The sequence below is a fragment of the Polaromonas sp. P1_G2 genome, assembly GCF_056405515.1.
The window spans coordinates 1-15,532 of sequence record NZ_JBFUBY010000075.1 but is presented as its reverse complement, the minus strand read 5'-3'; the positions used below and the strand labels follow the sequence as shown (position 1 = coordinate 15,532).

General features: G+C 66.6%; 13 protein-coding genes. 7 read left to right on the top strand and 6 right to left on the bottom strand.

Translation table 11 applies throughout. The features are described from left to right. The coding region (locus AC1D0P_RS10145; RefSeq protein WP_477676615.1) for a DUF2167 domain-containing protein at window positions 1-552 on the bottom strand (552 nt) is incomplete at its 3' end. A gap of 199 nt (window positions 553-751) precedes the next feature. Here AC1D0P_RS10145 and AC1D0P_RS10140 point away from each other — a divergent pair. Next, a complete protein-coding gene (locus AC1D0P_RS10140) occupies window positions 752-1,327 on the top strand; it encodes a hemerythrin domain-containing protein (protein WP_477676614.1) in 576 nt (191 codons plus the stop codon). 45 nt (window positions 1,328-1,372) lie between these two features. On the opposite strand, the gene AC1D0P_RS10135 is transcribed toward AC1D0P_RS10140, so the two are convergent. Both AC1D0P_RS10135 and AC1D0P_RS10130 read right to left on the bottom strand, forming a co-directional pair. Further along, window positions 1,373-4,489 carry an FAD-binding and (Fe-S)-binding domain-containing protein gene (locus AC1D0P_RS10135; RefSeq protein ID WP_477676613.1) on the bottom strand — a complete coding sequence of 1,039 codons (3,117 nt, stop codon included), beginning with the start codon at window positions 4,487-4,489 and terminating at the stop codon, window positions 1,373-1,375. A 75-nt stretch (window positions 4,490-4,564) separates the two neighbouring features. Then, window positions 4,565-5,251 carry a GntR family transcriptional regulator gene (locus AC1D0P_RS10130; RefSeq protein ID WP_477654057.1) on the bottom strand — a complete coding sequence of 229 codons (687 nt, stop codon included), beginning with the start codon at window positions 5,249-5,251 and terminating at the stop codon, window positions 4,565-4,567. Window positions 5,252-5,366: 115 nt separating this feature from the next. Between AC1D0P_RS10130 and AC1D0P_RS10125 the strand changes: the two genes are divergently transcribed. The 3 genes from AC1D0P_RS10125 to AC1D0P_RS10115 all read left to right on the top strand — a co-directional run bounded on the left by AC1D0P_RS10125 (window position 5,367) and on the right by AC1D0P_RS10115 (window position 8,891). Then, window positions 5,367-6,587, top strand: a complete 1,221-nt coding sequence (locus AC1D0P_RS10125) for a pyridoxal-phosphate-dependent aminotransferase family protein (RefSeq protein ID WP_477676612.1) — start codon at window positions 5,367-5,369, stop codon at window positions 6,585-6,587. A 115-nt stretch (window positions 6,588-6,702) separates the two neighbouring features. Further along, window positions 6,703-7,680, top strand: a complete 978-nt coding sequence (locus tag AC1D0P_RS10120; protein ID WP_477676611.1) for a Bug family tripartite tricarboxylate transporter substrate binding protein — start codon at window positions 6,703-6,705, stop codon at window positions 7,678-7,680. A gap of 89 nt (window positions 7,681-7,769) precedes the next feature. Continuing rightward, on the top strand, window positions 7,770-8,891 hold the full coding sequence (locus tag AC1D0P_RS10115) for an ABC transporter substrate-binding protein (protein ID WP_477676610.1): 1,122 nt from the start codon (window positions 7,770-7,772) through the stop codon (window positions 8,889-8,891). A gap of 12 nt (window positions 8,892-8,903) precedes the next feature. Here the strand turns inward: AC1D0P_RS10115 and nth are convergent, their stop codons facing one another. Next, window positions 8,904-9,548, bottom strand: a complete 645-nt coding sequence (gene nth, locus AC1D0P_RS10110; protein ID WP_477676609.1) for an endonuclease III — start codon at window positions 9,546-9,548, stop codon at window positions 8,904-8,906. Between the two features lie 57 nt (window positions 9,549-9,605). After that, entirely contained in the window at window positions 9,606-10,625 is a 1,020-nt protein-coding gene (locus tag AC1D0P_RS10105; protein ID WP_477676608.1) for a BLUF domain-containing protein, read from the bottom strand. 226 nt (window positions 10,626-10,851) lie between these two features. Here AC1D0P_RS10105 and AC1D0P_RS10100 point away from each other — a divergent pair, with 226 nt between their 5' ends. Then, window positions 10,852-12,495 carry an alkaline phosphatase family protein gene (locus AC1D0P_RS10100; RefSeq protein ID WP_477676607.1) on the top strand — a complete coding sequence of 548 codons (1,644 nt, stop codon included), beginning with the start codon at window positions 10,852-10,854 and terminating at the stop codon, window positions 12,493-12,495. Between the two features lie 25 nt (window positions 12,496-12,520). Here the strand turns inward: AC1D0P_RS10100 and AC1D0P_RS10095 are convergent, their stop codons facing one another. After that, window positions 12,521-13,471, bottom strand: coding sequence for a LysR family transcriptional regulator (locus tag AC1D0P_RS10095; RefSeq protein ID WP_477676606.1), 951 nt, complete (start codon window positions 13,469-13,471; stop codon window positions 12,521-12,523). A gap of 147 nt (window positions 13,472-13,618) precedes the next feature. Here AC1D0P_RS10095 and AC1D0P_RS10090 point away from each other — a divergent pair, with 147 nt between their 5' ends. After that, the gene (locus AC1D0P_RS10090; protein ID WP_477676605.1) at window positions 13,619-15,028 is read left to right on the top strand and encodes a M20 family metallopeptidase; all 1,410 of its coding nucleotides are present in this window, start codon (window positions 13,619-13,621) and stop codon (window positions 15,026-15,028) included. 56 nt (window positions 15,029-15,084) lie between these two features. Then, window positions 15,085-15,532: Bug family tripartite tricarboxylate transporter substrate binding protein (locus tag AC1D0P_RS10085; RefSeq protein WP_477676604.1), on the top strand; the 448-nt coding region annotated here is incomplete at its 3' end.

Here is a 15,532-nt window from a genome sequence, read left to right as displayed (position 1 = left end):
GTTCACGCCCTGCGCGGCACCGGAAGGCGCGCCGCGGTCCTTGCTGGACATGGCCCAGACCAGGCGGTGGGTGGCGGCGCTGTAAGCCGGCTTTTCAGCCCAGCCCACGATTTCCAGTTCGGGGAAGCCCATCTTCTTGCGCTCGGCGTTCGAGGCCTCGGTCCCTTCGCGGTAGCTCTTGAGCAGATCGTCCGCGTTCCAGTCCTTGGCGTCGTCGTCTTTCACGTAACCGGCAGCCTCATAGCGCACCGTCATGAACCAGGAATCGCCGGTGGCCGGGAACACCAGGCCTTGCAGGCGGGTGTCGGTGCCCGGATTGCCCATGGCATTGAGCAGCTTGCCCGCCTGGGGCTGCGGCACGAAGATGCGGCCGGCGGGCAGCTTGAGCACGGCCTGGCTCGCCAGGGCGATGTCTTGCGGCCCTTCCTTGGCGGCGGCGCGGCCTTCGGCCCAGATTTTCTCCGACTCCTCTTTCGACAAGGTCTGCGCCATGGCGGCGGCGCACGACAGCAAGACAGCCAGCGCGCAAACGCGCGTCCACAAACGGTTCATCAAGTCCTCCCTGTTGGAATAAATTTCCGGGTATTCTGACACGGCCCCGGGGGGAGCCGCCCGCCTGCTTGATGTAGATCAACAGCGTCGCCGGCGGCCGTCCCTATAGTCAAACTGACGGCCCGGTTCAGGTGGGTGCGTCCCGGCAGCTGCCGGGGCGGCCATCCGGCAGGTGCGGCCGCTAACCAGGGGCAGATCCATGACCACTCATCACGCCACCCTCCACGGCGGGCAATCGTCGGCATCGCCGGCCGCTGCGGGGCCCACCGACCTGGCCTTGCCGCTGGCCGGGTTCTCACAATGCCACTTCAGCATTGCCTCGCAGTTGCAGGCCTTCRCGGAGTTGCCGGGCCTGCTGGCGGCCCAGGCGCAGGCCCACACCATCGCCACCCGCACCTTGAGCCTTTTCAAATATGCCGTGGCCGGGCACCATGCCGACGAGGAGGGCGAACTGTTTCCTGCCGTGTTGCGCAATGCCGTCAAGGGGGAGGAAGCGATCCGGGTCCAGACCCTGGTGATGCGCCTGACCGCAGACCACCGCCGCATCGATGCGCTCTGGAAAGCACTGGAGCCCGCGGTGAGGGCGGTGGCCAATAACCGGCCCGCCGAACTGGACCTGGTGGCCGTCGAAGCCTTGGTGCAGGCTTACCTCGCCCATGCGCGCTATGAGGAAGAGTTCTTCCTTCCGCTGGCCGAAGAAATCCTGGGGCGCAACGAAAAACGTATGGCGGCCCTGGGCCTGTCGCTCCACCTCAGGCATGCGCCCATGGTGTGATCCAACCGGCGCAAGGCCCTGGGCGCCCGGCTGGTTTGGGTGTTCTCAGCCCTGCAGCTGCCGCGCCAGCAGCACCGCCACGTGGATCGCCTCGCGCTGCGCGCCGTCCTTGATCTGGTGGCGGCAACTGGTGCCGTCGGCCACCACGATCGCGTCGGGCTGTTTGCGCACCGCGGGCAACAGACTCAGCTCGGCCATCTGCATGGACACCTCGTAATGCCCGGCTTCATAGCCGAAGCTGCCGGCCATGCCGCAGCAACTGGATTCGATCAGCTCGGGCCTGGCGCCCGGAATCAGCTTGAGCACGTCCAGGATGGGGCTCACCGCGCCGAAGGCTTTCTGGTGGCAGTGGCCGTGCAACAGAATGGGCTGGGCTGAAGGCTTGAGCCGGCCCTTGAGCATCTCGAGCTTGCCGTCGGCCGCCTCGCGCGCCAAAAACTCTTCCAGCAGCAGTGCATGGCGGCTGATGGCCTGCGCCGCCTCGCCCAGGCCCATCACCAGCATCTCGTCGCGCAGCGTCAGCAGGCAGGAAGGCTCCAGGCCGACGATGGCGATGCCCCGTTCGGCGAAGGGCAGCAGGGCGCCTACCACCTCGCGTGCCTTGGCTTTGGCTCTGTCCACCATGCCGCCGGCCAGGTAGGTGCGGCCGCAGCACAGGCTTTTGCCGTCGGGTGTGGTCTTCGCGGCCACATGCACCGTGTAGCCGGCGGCCTGCAGCACCGTGAGCGCGGCCAGCGCGTTTTCGGATTCGAAATAGCCGTTGAAGGTGTCCACGAACAGCACCACGGGCCGCGTGGCGGCCAGCACTTCTTCGCGGCTGGCGGTGTGGATGCGGCCGTGCGGCGCCGCGCCGGGCTCGCCCGAGGCGCCGAGCTGCTTCCAGAAGGTATTGCCGCTCCACTGCGGCAGGGTGCGGCGCGCCGAGAGGCCCAGCAGCTTTTCGCTCAACTCGGCCATGCCCGGAATCTTGTCGCGCAGGTTGAGCAGCGGCGCGAAGCGGCTGGCCCAGTGCGCGTAGTCGGGCAGGTGGGCAACCAGCCGGTCTTTCAGCGTGTAGCCGTGCTTTGCCTTGTAGTGGTGCAAAAACTCCACCTTCATCTTGGCCATGTCCACGCCGGTGGGGCAGTCGCGCTTGCAGCCCTTGCAGCCCACGCACAAATCCATGGCCTCCTGCACGGCTTCGCTGGTGAAAGCGTCTTCCGCTTTCAAGCCGTCAAGCTGGCCCGACAGCGCCAGGCGCAGCGTGTTGGCGCGCCCGCGCGTCAGGTGTTTTTCGTCGCGTGTGGCGCGGTAGCTGGGGCACATGGTGCCGGCGTCGAACTTTCTGCAGTGGCCGTTGTTGTTGCACATCTCCACGGCCTTGGCAAAGCCTTGGGCCGGGTCGCCGCCCGTGCCCGGCTCGCTGGTCTGCTCGGTCACCGGGTCGTTCTGCACGTTCCAGGCGCTCCAGTCCAGTGCGGTCTTGATCGGGACGACCTTGTAGCTGGGCGGGAAACGCATCAGCCGCGCATCGTCCATCTTCGGCGGATTGATGATGCGATTCGGGCTCAGCAGGTTCAGCGGGTCAAGGTAGTTCTTGATCTGCGCAAAAGCGTCGTTGATCTTCGGTCCGAACTGCCACTCGATCCACTCGCCGCGGCACAGGCCGTCGCCATGCTCGCCGCTGTAGGCGCCCTTGTAGTGGCGCACCAGGGCCGAGGCCTCTTCGGCAATCGCGCGCATCTTGGCGCCGCCCTCGCGCCGCATGTCCAGGATGGGCCGCACGTGCAGCGTGCCGACCGAGGCGTGGGCATACCAGGTGCCCTTGCTGCCGTATTTGCGGAAGACCTGCGTCAGCGCGTCGGTGTATTCGGCCAGGTGCTCCAGCGGCACGGCGCAGTCCTCGATGAAACTGACCGGCTTGCCGTCGCCCTTGAGGCTCATCATGATGTTCAGGCCCGCCTTGCGCACCTCCCACAGGTTTTTCTGCGGTGCGTCCTCGATCATCTCGACCACCGAGCCGGGCAGGCCCAGGTCGCCCATCAGCTCGACCAGCTGGCGCATCTTGGGCACCAGTTCGGACTTGGACTTGCCCGAAAACTCCACCAGCAAGATCGCGTCGGGCCGGCCGATGAGGGCGGTGCGCACCGTAGGTGCGAAGGCCGGGTTCTGCAGCGAGAGCTCGATCATGGTGCGGTCCACCAGCTCGACCGCGCTCAGCGTGCCGTCGCCGCCCAGCTGCACGATGTGCTGGGCCGTGTCCATGGCTTTGTAGAAGGTCGGGAAGTTCACCACGCCCAGCACCTTGGTGCGCGGCAGCTCGGCCAGCCGCAGTGTCAGCGATTTCGTCAGCGCCAGCGTGCCTTCGCTGCCCACCAGAAGGTGAGCCAGGTTGACCGAGCCGTCCTGCGTGTAGGGCTTCTCGTTCTGGTTGTTGAAGATGTCCAGGTTGTAGCCGGCCACGCGGCGCAGCACCTTGGGCCAGTGCGCCTCGAGTTCGGGCCGCAACTGGTCGGACAGCGCCTTGACGTAATCGCCCAGCTCGCGCGCGGCGCCGCCCGCCTTGTCGTAGCGCCCCAGTTCCAGCAGGCTGCCATCGGACCGCAAGGCGGTCGCGCCCAGCACGTTGTGCACCATGTTGCCGTAGGCGATGCTGCGGCTGCCGCAGGAGTTGTTGCCCGCCATGCCGCCCAGCGTGGCCTGCGCGCTGGTCGACACGTCCACCGGGTACCACAGGCYGTGCTGCTTGAGCGAGGCGTTCAGGTGGTCCAGCACGATGCCGGGCTGGACTTCGGCCGTGCGTTCRCCCAGGTCCACGTCCAGGATATTTCGCAGGTGCTTGGCATGGTCTATCACCAGGCCCGCGCCCACGGTCTGCCCGCACTGGCTGGTGCCGCCGCCGCGCGGAATGATGGGCACTTGCAGGTCGCGGCAGATGTCCAGCGCGGTTTTCACATCGGCATCGGTGCGCGGCACGAACACCCCCACCGGCGTCACCTGGTAGATGGACGCGTCGGTGGCGTAGCGCCCGCGGTCCGCCGGCGAGAACAGCACCTCGCCCTGGGTTTCGGCAGCCAGCCGCGCGGCCAGCCGGCCGGCGACCTCATTGCTGACGCGGGCCACGTCGTCATAAGCCTGGGCCGCGGCCTCGCGGCTGATCTTGAGGGGAAGGGGGGCGTTCATCGCGGCGTTTCGCCTTTTTTCTGTGGGGGCTGTGGGGAGGGATGGGCGGTCCGGGCCGCTGGCCCGGCTACCGGCTCAGGCCTTGGCGCTTTCCGCCACGGCGGTACGCAGCTGCTGCACCACGACATCGCGCTTGTTGGCCAGGTGGTCCAGCAGCACGCGGCGCATGGCCGCCGCGTCGCGCGCCTCCAGGGCCTCAATCATCTGCTCGTGTTCTTTCACGGCCGCTTTCCACTTTTCCTCGTCCTGGTTGGAGCGAAAACGCAGTGCCTGCAGGCGCGCATTGACCTGCGCGTAGGTGCTGGCCAGCACCGGGTTCTTGGCCGCGGCGTTGATGGCGTTGTGGATCGCGGCGTTGAGCCGGTAGTAATTGGGCAGGTCGCGGCGCGTGTAGGCGGCCAGCATTTCGAAATGCATGGCCTTGATCTCGGCCAGTTCGGCCGCGGTGATGCGTTCGGCCGCCAGTTCGCCCGACTGTGCTTCCAGCCCGGCCATCACCTCGAAGGTGTTGAGCACGTCGGCTTCCGTCAGCTCCACCGCGATCGCGCCGCGATTGGGCAGCAGCTCCACCAGGCCTTCGGCGGCCAGCATCTTGATGGCCTCGCGCAGCGGCGTGCGCGAGACGTTGAGCACCTCGCTGAGCTCACGTTCATTGAGCTTGGCGCCGGGCAGGATGCGGTTTTCCACCAGCATCTGGCGCAGCCGGTGCGCGACCTGTTCGTGCAGTGCCGCACGCGGGATAGGGATGATTTCAGCAACCATGTGGAAATTTTGTATGCAAAAAATACCCCTGTCAAATCAATTTGTAGTCCTTTGATGGCTTGACAAATGAATTTTGTATGCAAAAAATAGAGACTTACTTCAGGAGCAGACCGCCATGTTGACGCTTGACTTTCACCCCACGGGACGTCATTTCTTGCAGATTCCCGGCCCCTCGCCGGTGCCGGACCGCATCCTGCGGGCCATGAGCCTGCCCACCATAGACCACCGGGGCCCTGAATTCGCCGCACTGGGGCTGAAAGTGCTGGCAGACATCAAGAAGATCTTCCAGACCAAACAGCCCGTCATCATCTACCCGGCCTCCGGCACCGGCGCCTGGGAAGCGGCCCTGTCCAACACCCTGAACCCCGGCGACCACGTGCTGATGTACGAAACCGGCCATTTCGCCGCGCTGTGGCAAAAGCTGGCCGCGCGCCTGGGCCTGAAGACCGAAGTCATCAGCTATCCCGGCGCCGACGTCTGGCGCCACGGCGTGCAGGCCGCGCTGATCGAGGAGCGCCTGAAGGCCGACACCCAGCACAGCATCAAGGCCGTCTGCGTGGTGCACAACGAAACCTCCACCGGCGTCACCAGCAACATCGCCGCCGTGCGCAAGGCCATGGACGCCGCCAGACACCCGGCGCTGCTGCTGGTCGACACAATTTCCGGCCTCGCCTCCGCCGACTACCGCCATGACGAGTGGGGCGTCGACGTCAGCATCAGCGGCTCACAAAAAGGCCTGATGCTGCCGCCCGGCATCAGCTTCAATGCCGTCTCCGCCAAGGCCGTCGAGGCCAGCAAGAAGGCCACGCTGCCCAAGGCCTTCTGGGCCTGGGACGAGATCATCGAGATGAACAAGACCGGCTACTGGCCGTCCACCCCCAACACCAACCTGCTGTACGCGCTCAGCGAAGCCTGCGACATGCTGCTCGAGCACGGCCTGGAAACGGTCTTCGCGCGGCACCAGCGCTGGGCCGTCGGCGTGCGCGCGGCGGTCAAGGCCTGGGGCCTGCAGATCCAGTGCGCCGACCCGTCCGTCTATTCGCCGGTGCTGACCGGCGTGATGACGCCTGAGGGCGTGGACGCCGACGCGGTGCGAAAGATCATTTACGAACGCTTTGACTGCTCGCTCGGCACCGGCCTCGGCAAGGTCAAGGGCAAGATGTTCCGCATCGGCCACCTCGGCGACTGCAACGACCTTACGCTGATGGCCGCGCTGAGCGGCTGTGAAATGGGCCTGAAACTTGCGGGTGTCAAACTCGCGGGTTCTGGCGTGCAAGCCGCCATGGAGCATTTTTCCAGCCATGCGGCCGTGGTGCCGCAGCGCAAGGCTGCTTGAGGCGGATCTGACAAACGCGTGAAAAGGACGCTTGTTTACAACGCCAATATTCACGTCACGTTAACCCGCCAAACTGTCACCGAGCTTTTTACATTACCGATCAGGAAGGGAAACCATGCAACGCAGAACCTTTATCAGCGCGACGGCGGCCACGGCCGCCATGGTGGCATCGCCCATGCTCAGGGCGCAAACCCTGCCGTCCGGGCCGGTCCGCATCGTTGTGGGGTTTCCGCCCGGCGGCGGCACCGACGCGCTGGCGCGTGTGGTCGGCCAGAAGCTCTCCACCATGTGGAACATTTCGGTGGTGATTGAAAACAAGGGCGGCGCCGCCGGTGTCATCGCGGCCGACTACGTGGCCAAGCAGCCCGGCGACGGCAACACCTTGCTCATGGCCCACATCAACAGCCACGCGCTGGCGCCGGCTCTCGGCATCAAGCTGGGCTACAACCCCGAGCGCGACTATGTGCCCATCAGCATGGTCGGCGTCACGCCCAATATGCTGATCTGCAACGCCGACCAGCCCGCCAAGACCGTCAAGGACCTGGTCGCGCTGTGCAAGGCCAAACCGGGGCAGATCAGCTTCGCCTCGGCCGGTGGCGGCTCGGCCCAGCACTTTGCGCTCGAGATGTTCAAGCTGCAGGCGAAGATCTTCGCGCTGCACATTCCTTACCGCGGCTCCGGCCCGGCCCTGGTCGACCTGATCGGCGGGCAGGTCAACTACTGCTTCGAGACCATGACCTCGGCCACGCCCCACGTCAAGAGCGGCAAGGCCATCGCGCTGGCGCAGACGCGCCTGAAGCGCGCCAAAGGCCATCCCAATGTGCCCACCATGGCCGAGTCGGGCTTTCCCGGCTTCGAGGCGACAGTGTGGTACGGCCTCATGGGCCCGTCCAAGATGCCGCCGGCCATGGTGCAGCGCATGAACGAAGACGTCAACAAGGTACTGGCCATGTCCGACGTGCAGGAAAAAATGGACCAGTACGGTGCCGAAGACGGCGGCGGCAGCACCGAGAAGTTTGCCTCCTTCATCAAGGCAGAGCAGAAGAAATGGGCGCAGGTGGCCGAGCAAGCCAAGGTCAAGGTTGACGCTTGATACTGCGTCCCTGGGATGGAACCGGCCTCGGGCCGGTTTTTTTATTAACAACAAACAAGTTTTTCAACAACAAGGGTAGGGATCGTTTCATGACAGTTGTGAATTTTTCAAGGGCCGGCCGTCTGCTGGCCGGGTTTTTCCTGTGCGCCGCCAGCGTGGGCGCCTCGGCCGACATCATCCTGGGCCACTCGGGCGACCTCTCCGGCACCAGCGCAGCGCTCACCACCGACTACGTGCGCGGCATGAACGCCTACTTTGACGACGTCAACAAAAAGGGCGGCATACGCGGCGAGAAGATCAAGCTCGTCAGCCTGGACGACGGCTTCAACCCTGACAAGACCGCCGACAACACCAAGGCGTTGATCGAGCAGAACGCGGTGGCCCTGGTGGGTTTTCGCGGCACCGCCAATATGCTGAAGATCGTGCCCATCGTGCAGGGCGCCGGCATTGCCCAGATCGGCAACACCAGCGGCGCCAAATCGCTGCGCGACCCTTTTGTGCCCAACCTCYTCCATGTGCGCGCCAGCACCACCGATGAGATCGAGGCCGCCGTCAACCACGCCTGGACCATAGGCATTAACAAGATCGCCGTCGCCTACCAGGACGACGCCTTCGGCAAGGAAGGCCTGGAGGCCCTCAATGCCGCCATGCAAAAGCGCAATGCCGCGCCCGCCGCCGTGGCACCCGTGCCGCGCGGCACGGTGGACGTGGCCAAGGCAGTGGACCTGATCGCCGCCGCCCAGCCGCAGGCCGTGATCCTGATCGCCCAGGCCAAACCGAATGCCGCTTTCATCAGGGCTTACAAGGCCAAGGGCGCGAGCGCGCAGTTCATGGTGCTCAGCGTGTCCTCCGGCCTGCATGCCGAACTCAAGGAGTCTGCCGCCGGCACCATCGCCTCCCAGGTCGTGCCTTACCCCTTCACCGAACTGGGCAACGCCGCCGTGAAGGAATACCAGGCCGTGATCTCGGGAACTGCCGACAAGAAGTTCAGCTACAACAGCATGGAGGGTTTCCTCAACGCCAAGCTGGTGGTGCGCGCGCTGCAGAAGACGCCGGCACCCGTCACGCGCGCCAAGCTCATCAGCACGCTGGAGTCTTTCACCAACGAAGACCTGGGCGGCTTCGCGGTGACCTACAGCAAGCAGAGCAACCTGGGTTCGCGATTCGTCAACTTGACGATGATTCGCGCCGACGGTACTTTCGCGCGTTAAGGCACAGCGGGCTCAAGCCGAAGGCGGCGGCGTCTTCGGTTCGTAATCGCACCAGGGCGCCACCGCGCATTGCCAGCACAGCGGCTTGCGCGCGACGCATACATAGCGCCCGTGCAGGATCAGCCAGTGGTGCGCGTCCACCAGGTAGTCGGTGGGCACGCGCTTGAGCAGGTTCATCTCGACTTCCAGTGGGTTTTTGCCCGGCGCCAGGCCGGTGCGGTTGCTCACGCGGAAGATGTGCGTGTCCACCGCCATCACCGCCTCGCCGAAGGCCGAGTTCAGCACCACATTGGCCGTCTTGCGGCCCACGCCCGGCAGGGCCTCCAGCGCCTCGCGCGTGCGCGGCACCTGGCCACCGTGCTGCTTCACCAATATCTCGCAGGTCGCCAACAGGTTTTTGGCCTTGGTGCGGTACAGGCCTATGGTGCGGATGTAAGACTCCAGCCCCTCAAGTCCCAGATCGAGGATGGCCTGCGGCGTATTCGCCACCGGGTAGAGCTTGCGTGTGGCCTTGTTCACGCCAACGTCGGTCGCCTGTGCGCTCAGCAGCACGGCGGCCAGCAGCTCGAACACGCTGGTGTATTCGAGCTCCGTCACCGGCATCGGGTTGGCGGCCTTGAGGGTGGCAAAGAACGGGGCGATGTCTTCTTTTTTCATGCACCGCAGTGTATCGGTGCAGGCCGGCCGGCGCCGCCGGGGCCGTCGGCCGCGGTCTCAGGCCGCCATGCGCGGCACGTCCCACACCGAGCTCGGCGGCTCGCCGGCGCGCTGGAGCTGCGCCTGCACCGCCTGCCAGATGGCATTGCAGTCGTCGGGCCTGGCGGTGCCGGCAGCCAGGTAGGCGATGTGCGCCGCCTGGGCCGCGGCCTGCATGCGCTCGTGGGTTTCAGCATTCGGCGCGATGCCCAGCAGGGCCGGCGTGGCCGGCAGGCCCTCGCAGGCCGCGGTCATGCGGCCCATCAGCGCGTCGTCGAATTTGGGCGTGCCGCTGAACAGCATCACAAAATGCGGYCAGTCCGGCAGGAAGGCGCGGCGCAGCCCGTGGGTCAGGCCGTTGCGCGCCACCGCGATCATGCGGCAGGGATGGCCGCTTTCCATGAATTCCACGTACTCGCTGCTGCCGTCCATGTCCTGTTCGCCCGCGAAGCGCCGCTTGGCCACGGTCCCGCCGGTGCGCTGCGCCAGCCAGCCGACCATGGCGAAGGCCTCATTGCCGCCGGCCGCGCAAATGCCGACCCGGTGGAAAGCTTCGGGGTCGGCCAGGCCTTGCGCCTGCGGCAACTGCATGGGCGCCGACAGGCGCCGCAGCACGGAGGAGGGCCCGTACTGCACGCCTTTTTCGAACTGCTCGCGCRGCGCCACCACGCGGCGGCCGAACTGCACGGCCGACTCGGTGGCCTGCGACATCACCATGGACCAGGGCGTGGGCAGGATGCGCCGGCCCCGGCTCAGGTGCAGGGTATGCGGCGAGTGGTGGCGCGGGTCCTCGGCCACGCGCTGCAGCAGGACCCGCAGCGCCGTCGACGGGCCTTCCACCCAATGGATGAACCAGCCGCTCTGGTACTGCAGGATCGCGTGGATACCGTCCACGGCGTTGTGGCGCAGCGAGTGCGCGCGGATGTCCTCCATCTGCGCGTAGATGCCTTCCTTCATGTGGCAGATGCTGGCCGTCACCACACGCTCGACTTCCGCTTGTCCAGGACTCGCCGCATAGGGCGCGATGCTGTTCACCATGAGGCCATCCTGCCCCATAAGCAAAATCCGCGTCAATCCCCGCCCCTAAAGGGTGCAGGTGAATAGTGGCAAAAATGCCGCGCCAACAGGGCTGCAACATTTTCTTGCAACTCGGCGCTGGCCTTGCGTGCATGATGCGGCGCCGCTGGGAGACACACCCATGAATGCGACCGGCGCGGGTCATTACGGGGGTTGACCCGGCCTGAACTGCTTTAGCATCGCAGCCATGAAAGCTCACACTCTTTTACGCCTGCTGGCCGCCTCGCTGGCCGCCACATTGCTTGTCAGCTGCGCCGCCGCGCCCGGCAACGCGCCGCGCCCCAAACTGGTGGTGTTCCTGGTCGTCGACGGCCTGCCGCAACGCCAGGTGCTGGACTACCGGGACCAGCTCGCGCCCGACGGCTTCGCGCGCTTCCTGGACCGCGGCGCCTGGTTCGCCAACGCGCACTACGGCCATGCATTCACTGTCACCGCGGCCGGCCACGCCACCATGCTGACCGGCGCCTATCCGCAGCGCACCGGCATCATCGGCAACGACTGGCGCGACCCGCTCACGGCCGAACCGGTGTACTGCACCGGCGACACTTCGGCCACCTACATAGGCCACAAGACCAACGCGCTCGACGGAACCAGCCCGAAAAACCTCAAGGCCGAAACCGTCGGCGACGTGCTGCGCCGCGTCGACAGCCGCTCCAAGGTCATCGGCATCTCGGGCAAGGACCGCGGCGCCATCCTGCCGGCCGGCAAGACCGGCATCGCCTATATGTATATGGGCGCGACAGGGCAGTTCGCCTCCAGCACCCACTACATGGCCGCGCATCCGGCCTGGGTCGACAGCTACAACGCCGCCAAGCCGGCCGACCGCTATTTCAAGACTGAATGGAAAGCCTTGCTGCCCGAAGCCGCCTACGCTCGCTCGCTGCCCGACCAGCAGCCCTGGTACGGCCCCGCGGGCGGCGGCCTGCCGGCCATGTTCGGCGCGAAGGAAGACGCGGCGCCCGGCCCGCGCTTTTACAACTCGCTGCTGCGCGGTCCGTTTGTCGATGCCATGTCGCTGGACTTCGCGCGCGCCGCCATCGCCGGCGAGCAGCTCGGCCAGGACGACATCCCCGACATCCTCTCGGTCAGCCTCTCCGGCCACGACTACGTGAACCACGCCTTCAGCGCCGAGTCGCGCCTCTCGCATGACCATTTTCTGCAGCTGGACCGCCTGCTGCAGTCCTTCTTCCAGGACCTGGACGCGCGCATCGGCAAGGACAATTACATCGCCGTGCTCACTGCCGACCACGGCTTCATGCCCGCGCCCGAATACAACGCCAGCCAGGGCCGCGAGTCCGGTCGCATCAACGGCAGCCAGGTGCTGGGCCGCATCAATGTCGGGCTGGAAAAACGTTTCGGTGAAGGCACATGGGCCGCGGGCTTCTCGGGCTCCAGCGTGCTGCTCAACAAACAGCTCATCACGCAAAAGCGGGCCGATGCCGACGCCGTGGCCGAGGAAACCCGCGCGCTGCTGATGGCCGAGCCCGGCTTCGCCGCGGCCTATACCCGGCGCGAGCTGCTAAGCGGCAGCCGCGCCGGCGCGCCTTTCTTCGAGCAGATCCGCAAATCCTGGCACCCCGACGTGTCCGGTGAGGTGCAATATTCGCCCAAGCCCGGCTGGATGTTCGGCAATACGGTTGCCACGCACGGCTCGCCCCATCCCTATGACACCCAGGTGCCCATCCTGGTCTACGGCCCTGCCTGGGTCAAGCCCGGCCGCATCGATGCGCGCGTGGAAGTGGTGGACATCGCGCCCACGCTGTCGCGCGTGCTGCGCATCGCGCCGCCCTCATCGGCTGAAGGCAAGTTGCTGCCGCTGCCAGGTTTGTAAGAGCCGTTTTTAAAGGGCAGGGCGCTTAGCCGCTCTTTTTCACGGCGCGCTTGCGCGCTGGCGCCATGCCATCGCCCGACTGCCGTATGGCGGCGATCAATTGCGTTGTGAAGTCCAGCACCAGCGGCGCCAGCGTCTGGCCGTGCAGCGACAGCACCTGCAGCACGCGCTGGCTCAGTTGCGGCTCGGCAAAGGGCACGGCGACCAGCTGGCCCTGGCGTATCAGGTGCGCGGCCGTCAGGTAGCCCGACAGCATGATGTCGCCGCTGCGCACGCTGGGCAGTAGGGCTGACGAAAAATTGCTGACCACCGAGGTTTGGTACTCCAGGCCCTGGATGCTGGCCACCATGTCGAAGAGCTGGCGGCCCGTCATGCCCTTGGCGCTGATGCCCAGCGGGTATTTCACGACATCCGCCGCCGTCACCACGCGGGCCCGCGCCAGTGGATGCGTGGGCAGCATCAGGGCGTRGATGGGCGCGGTGGCCGCATGCCGCACCGTCACGCCTTTTTCGGGCGCCACGGTGTATTTGAGCGCCACGTCGGTCTCGCCCTGCAGCAGCAGTCGGCTCACCGCTTCGGGCGAGCCCACGCTGAGCTCGATCAGCGCCTCGGGGTGGCTGCGGCGAAAGCCGGTCATGACTTCCGGCATGAAACCCGTCGCGAAGCCCTCGGTGCAGGCCACCCGCACGCGCCGCGCGCTGAAGCCGGCCAGGCCGCGCACCTGCTCCATCACGCGTTCGGCGTCGTCGCTGCCCGCGCGCACATGGGCCATCAGGCGCTCGCCCGCGTCCGTGGGCACCATGCCGCGGGCCCTGCGCTCGAACAGCGCGCAGCCCAGCTGGTCCTCCAGCTTGCCGACCTGGCGGCTCACGGCCGAAGCCGCCACGTGCAGCTGCGCCGCGGCCTGGCTGACCGAGCCGGTGCGGGCCACCTCGAGGAAGTAGCGGATCTGCGTGCTGAAAAAAGAGGTTTTCATGCGAAGGCACCTGGCAGGTGAAAGCCGTGGTTTGCTGAAAAGGCAATGGCTTGTTGCGATATCTCTCATTGTAGTAAGCCCCGATTCTTCCTACATTTGGTTGCATGCCGCGCTCCACGCCGCGCGGTCCCTATAAAACGGTGAAACATGCTGAGATCAGATTGCCTTGATGCCGCCGCGGCCTGGTTTGACGACGGCCATTTTTTCGACGTCCTGCAAAGGCGCGTCGCGCTGCGCACCGAAAGCGACAGCGGCAAACCCAACCCCGCGCTGGCCGGCTACCTGCACGGCGAGATGACCGACTCGCTGCGCGCGCTCGGCTTTTCCTGCAGCGTCATGCCCAATCCGGTCGAGGGCGCCGGGCCATTCCTGGTCGCGCGGCGCGTGGAGGATGCGGCGCTGCCCACGGTGCTCACCTACGGCCACGGCGACGTGGTCAGCGGCCAGGAAGGGCGCTGGCGCGAAGGGCTGCAGCCCTGGGAACTGGTGCGTGAAGGCGAGCGCTGGTATGGCCGCGGCACCGCCGACAACAAGGGCCAGCACACCGTCAACCTCGGCGCGCTGGCCAGCGTGATCAAGGCGCGCGGCGGCCGCCTCGGCTACAACGCCACGCTGCTGCTCGAGATGGGCGAGGAAGCCGCCTCGCCCGGCCTGCACGCCTTTTGCGAAAGCCAGCGCGCGCAGCTCAAAGCCGACCTGCTGATCGCCTGCGACGGCCCGCGCGTGCACGCCGACAAACCCACGCTGTTCCTGGGTTCGCGCGGCGCGGTCAATTTCAGCCTGCGCCTGCGCGCGCGCGACAAGGCCTACCACTCGGGCAACTGGGGCGGCGCCTTGCTCAACCCGGCCAGCGTGCTGGCTGGCGCCGTGGCCTCGCTGGTCGATGCGCGCGGGCGCATCCAGGTCCCGGCCCTCAAGCCGCGCGTGCTGCCCCCGTCGGTGCGCCGCGCGCTGGCCGGTGTGGCCATAGGCGGCGGTGCGGACGACCCGCTGCCCGACGCCGGCTGGGGCGAGCCCGGCCTCAGCGCGGCCGAACGCCTGATGGGCTGGAACACGATCGAAGTGCTGGCGCTGGGCGCCGGCTCGCCGCAGCGTCCCGTCAACGCGATTCCTGCCGAGGCCGTGGCCCATTGCCAGCTGCGCTTTGTGGTCGGCACGCCCCACCAGGATCTCGCCGACATCCTGCGCAAGCACCTGGACCGCTACGGCTTCAACCGCGTCGAGATCGAGATCACGCTCACCGGCGCGGCCACGCGCCTGGACCTGGACCACCCCTGGGTGGGCTGGGCGCAACGCTCCATCGCGCAGAGCAGCGGCAAGCCGGTCGTCACGCTGCCCAACCTGGCCGGTTCCTTGCCAAACGACGTGTTCGCCGACCTGCTGGGCCTGCCCACGCTGTGGGTGCCGCACTCCTACCCGGCCTGCGCGCAGCACGCGCCCGACGAACACCTGCTGGCGCCCGTGGCCCGCGAAGGCCTGCGCATCATGGCCGGCCTCTACTGGGACCTGGGCGAACCCGCCGGGCTGCCCTGGCATGCCGCGCCGGCAGCCGCCTGAGTTGTTGCCTGTTGTTGTGTGTTGTGTTGTTGTTGCCACCCCCACCGGAGATGCCCATGCCTTCCGATTCATGCCGCTCGCTGCTTCACGCGGTCTTGATAGCCGCCGCCTGCTTCACCTTCGTGCTTCCGGGCCTGGCACAGGCACAGGCCTGGCCCGCCAAGCCGATACGGATGGTGGTTCCCTTTCCGCCGGGCGGCGGCACCGACGTGGCGGCCCGCATCATCGGCGAGCGGCTCAGCGCCCGCCTGGGCCAGCCCGTGATCATCGACAACAAGCCCGGCGCCGCCACGGCCATTGGCGTGGGCATGGTGATCGCGGCCGAGCCCGACGGCTACACGCTGCTGTTCTCGGGCTCCACCAGCTACACCGTCAACCCTGCCGTGCGCAGCAAGCTGGGCTACGACCCCTTCAAGCAGCTCTCGCCCATCGCCATGGTCGCGCGCACGCCGCTGGTGCTGGTGACCTCGGCCACCGGGCCCTACAAAACCCTCAAGGATGTTA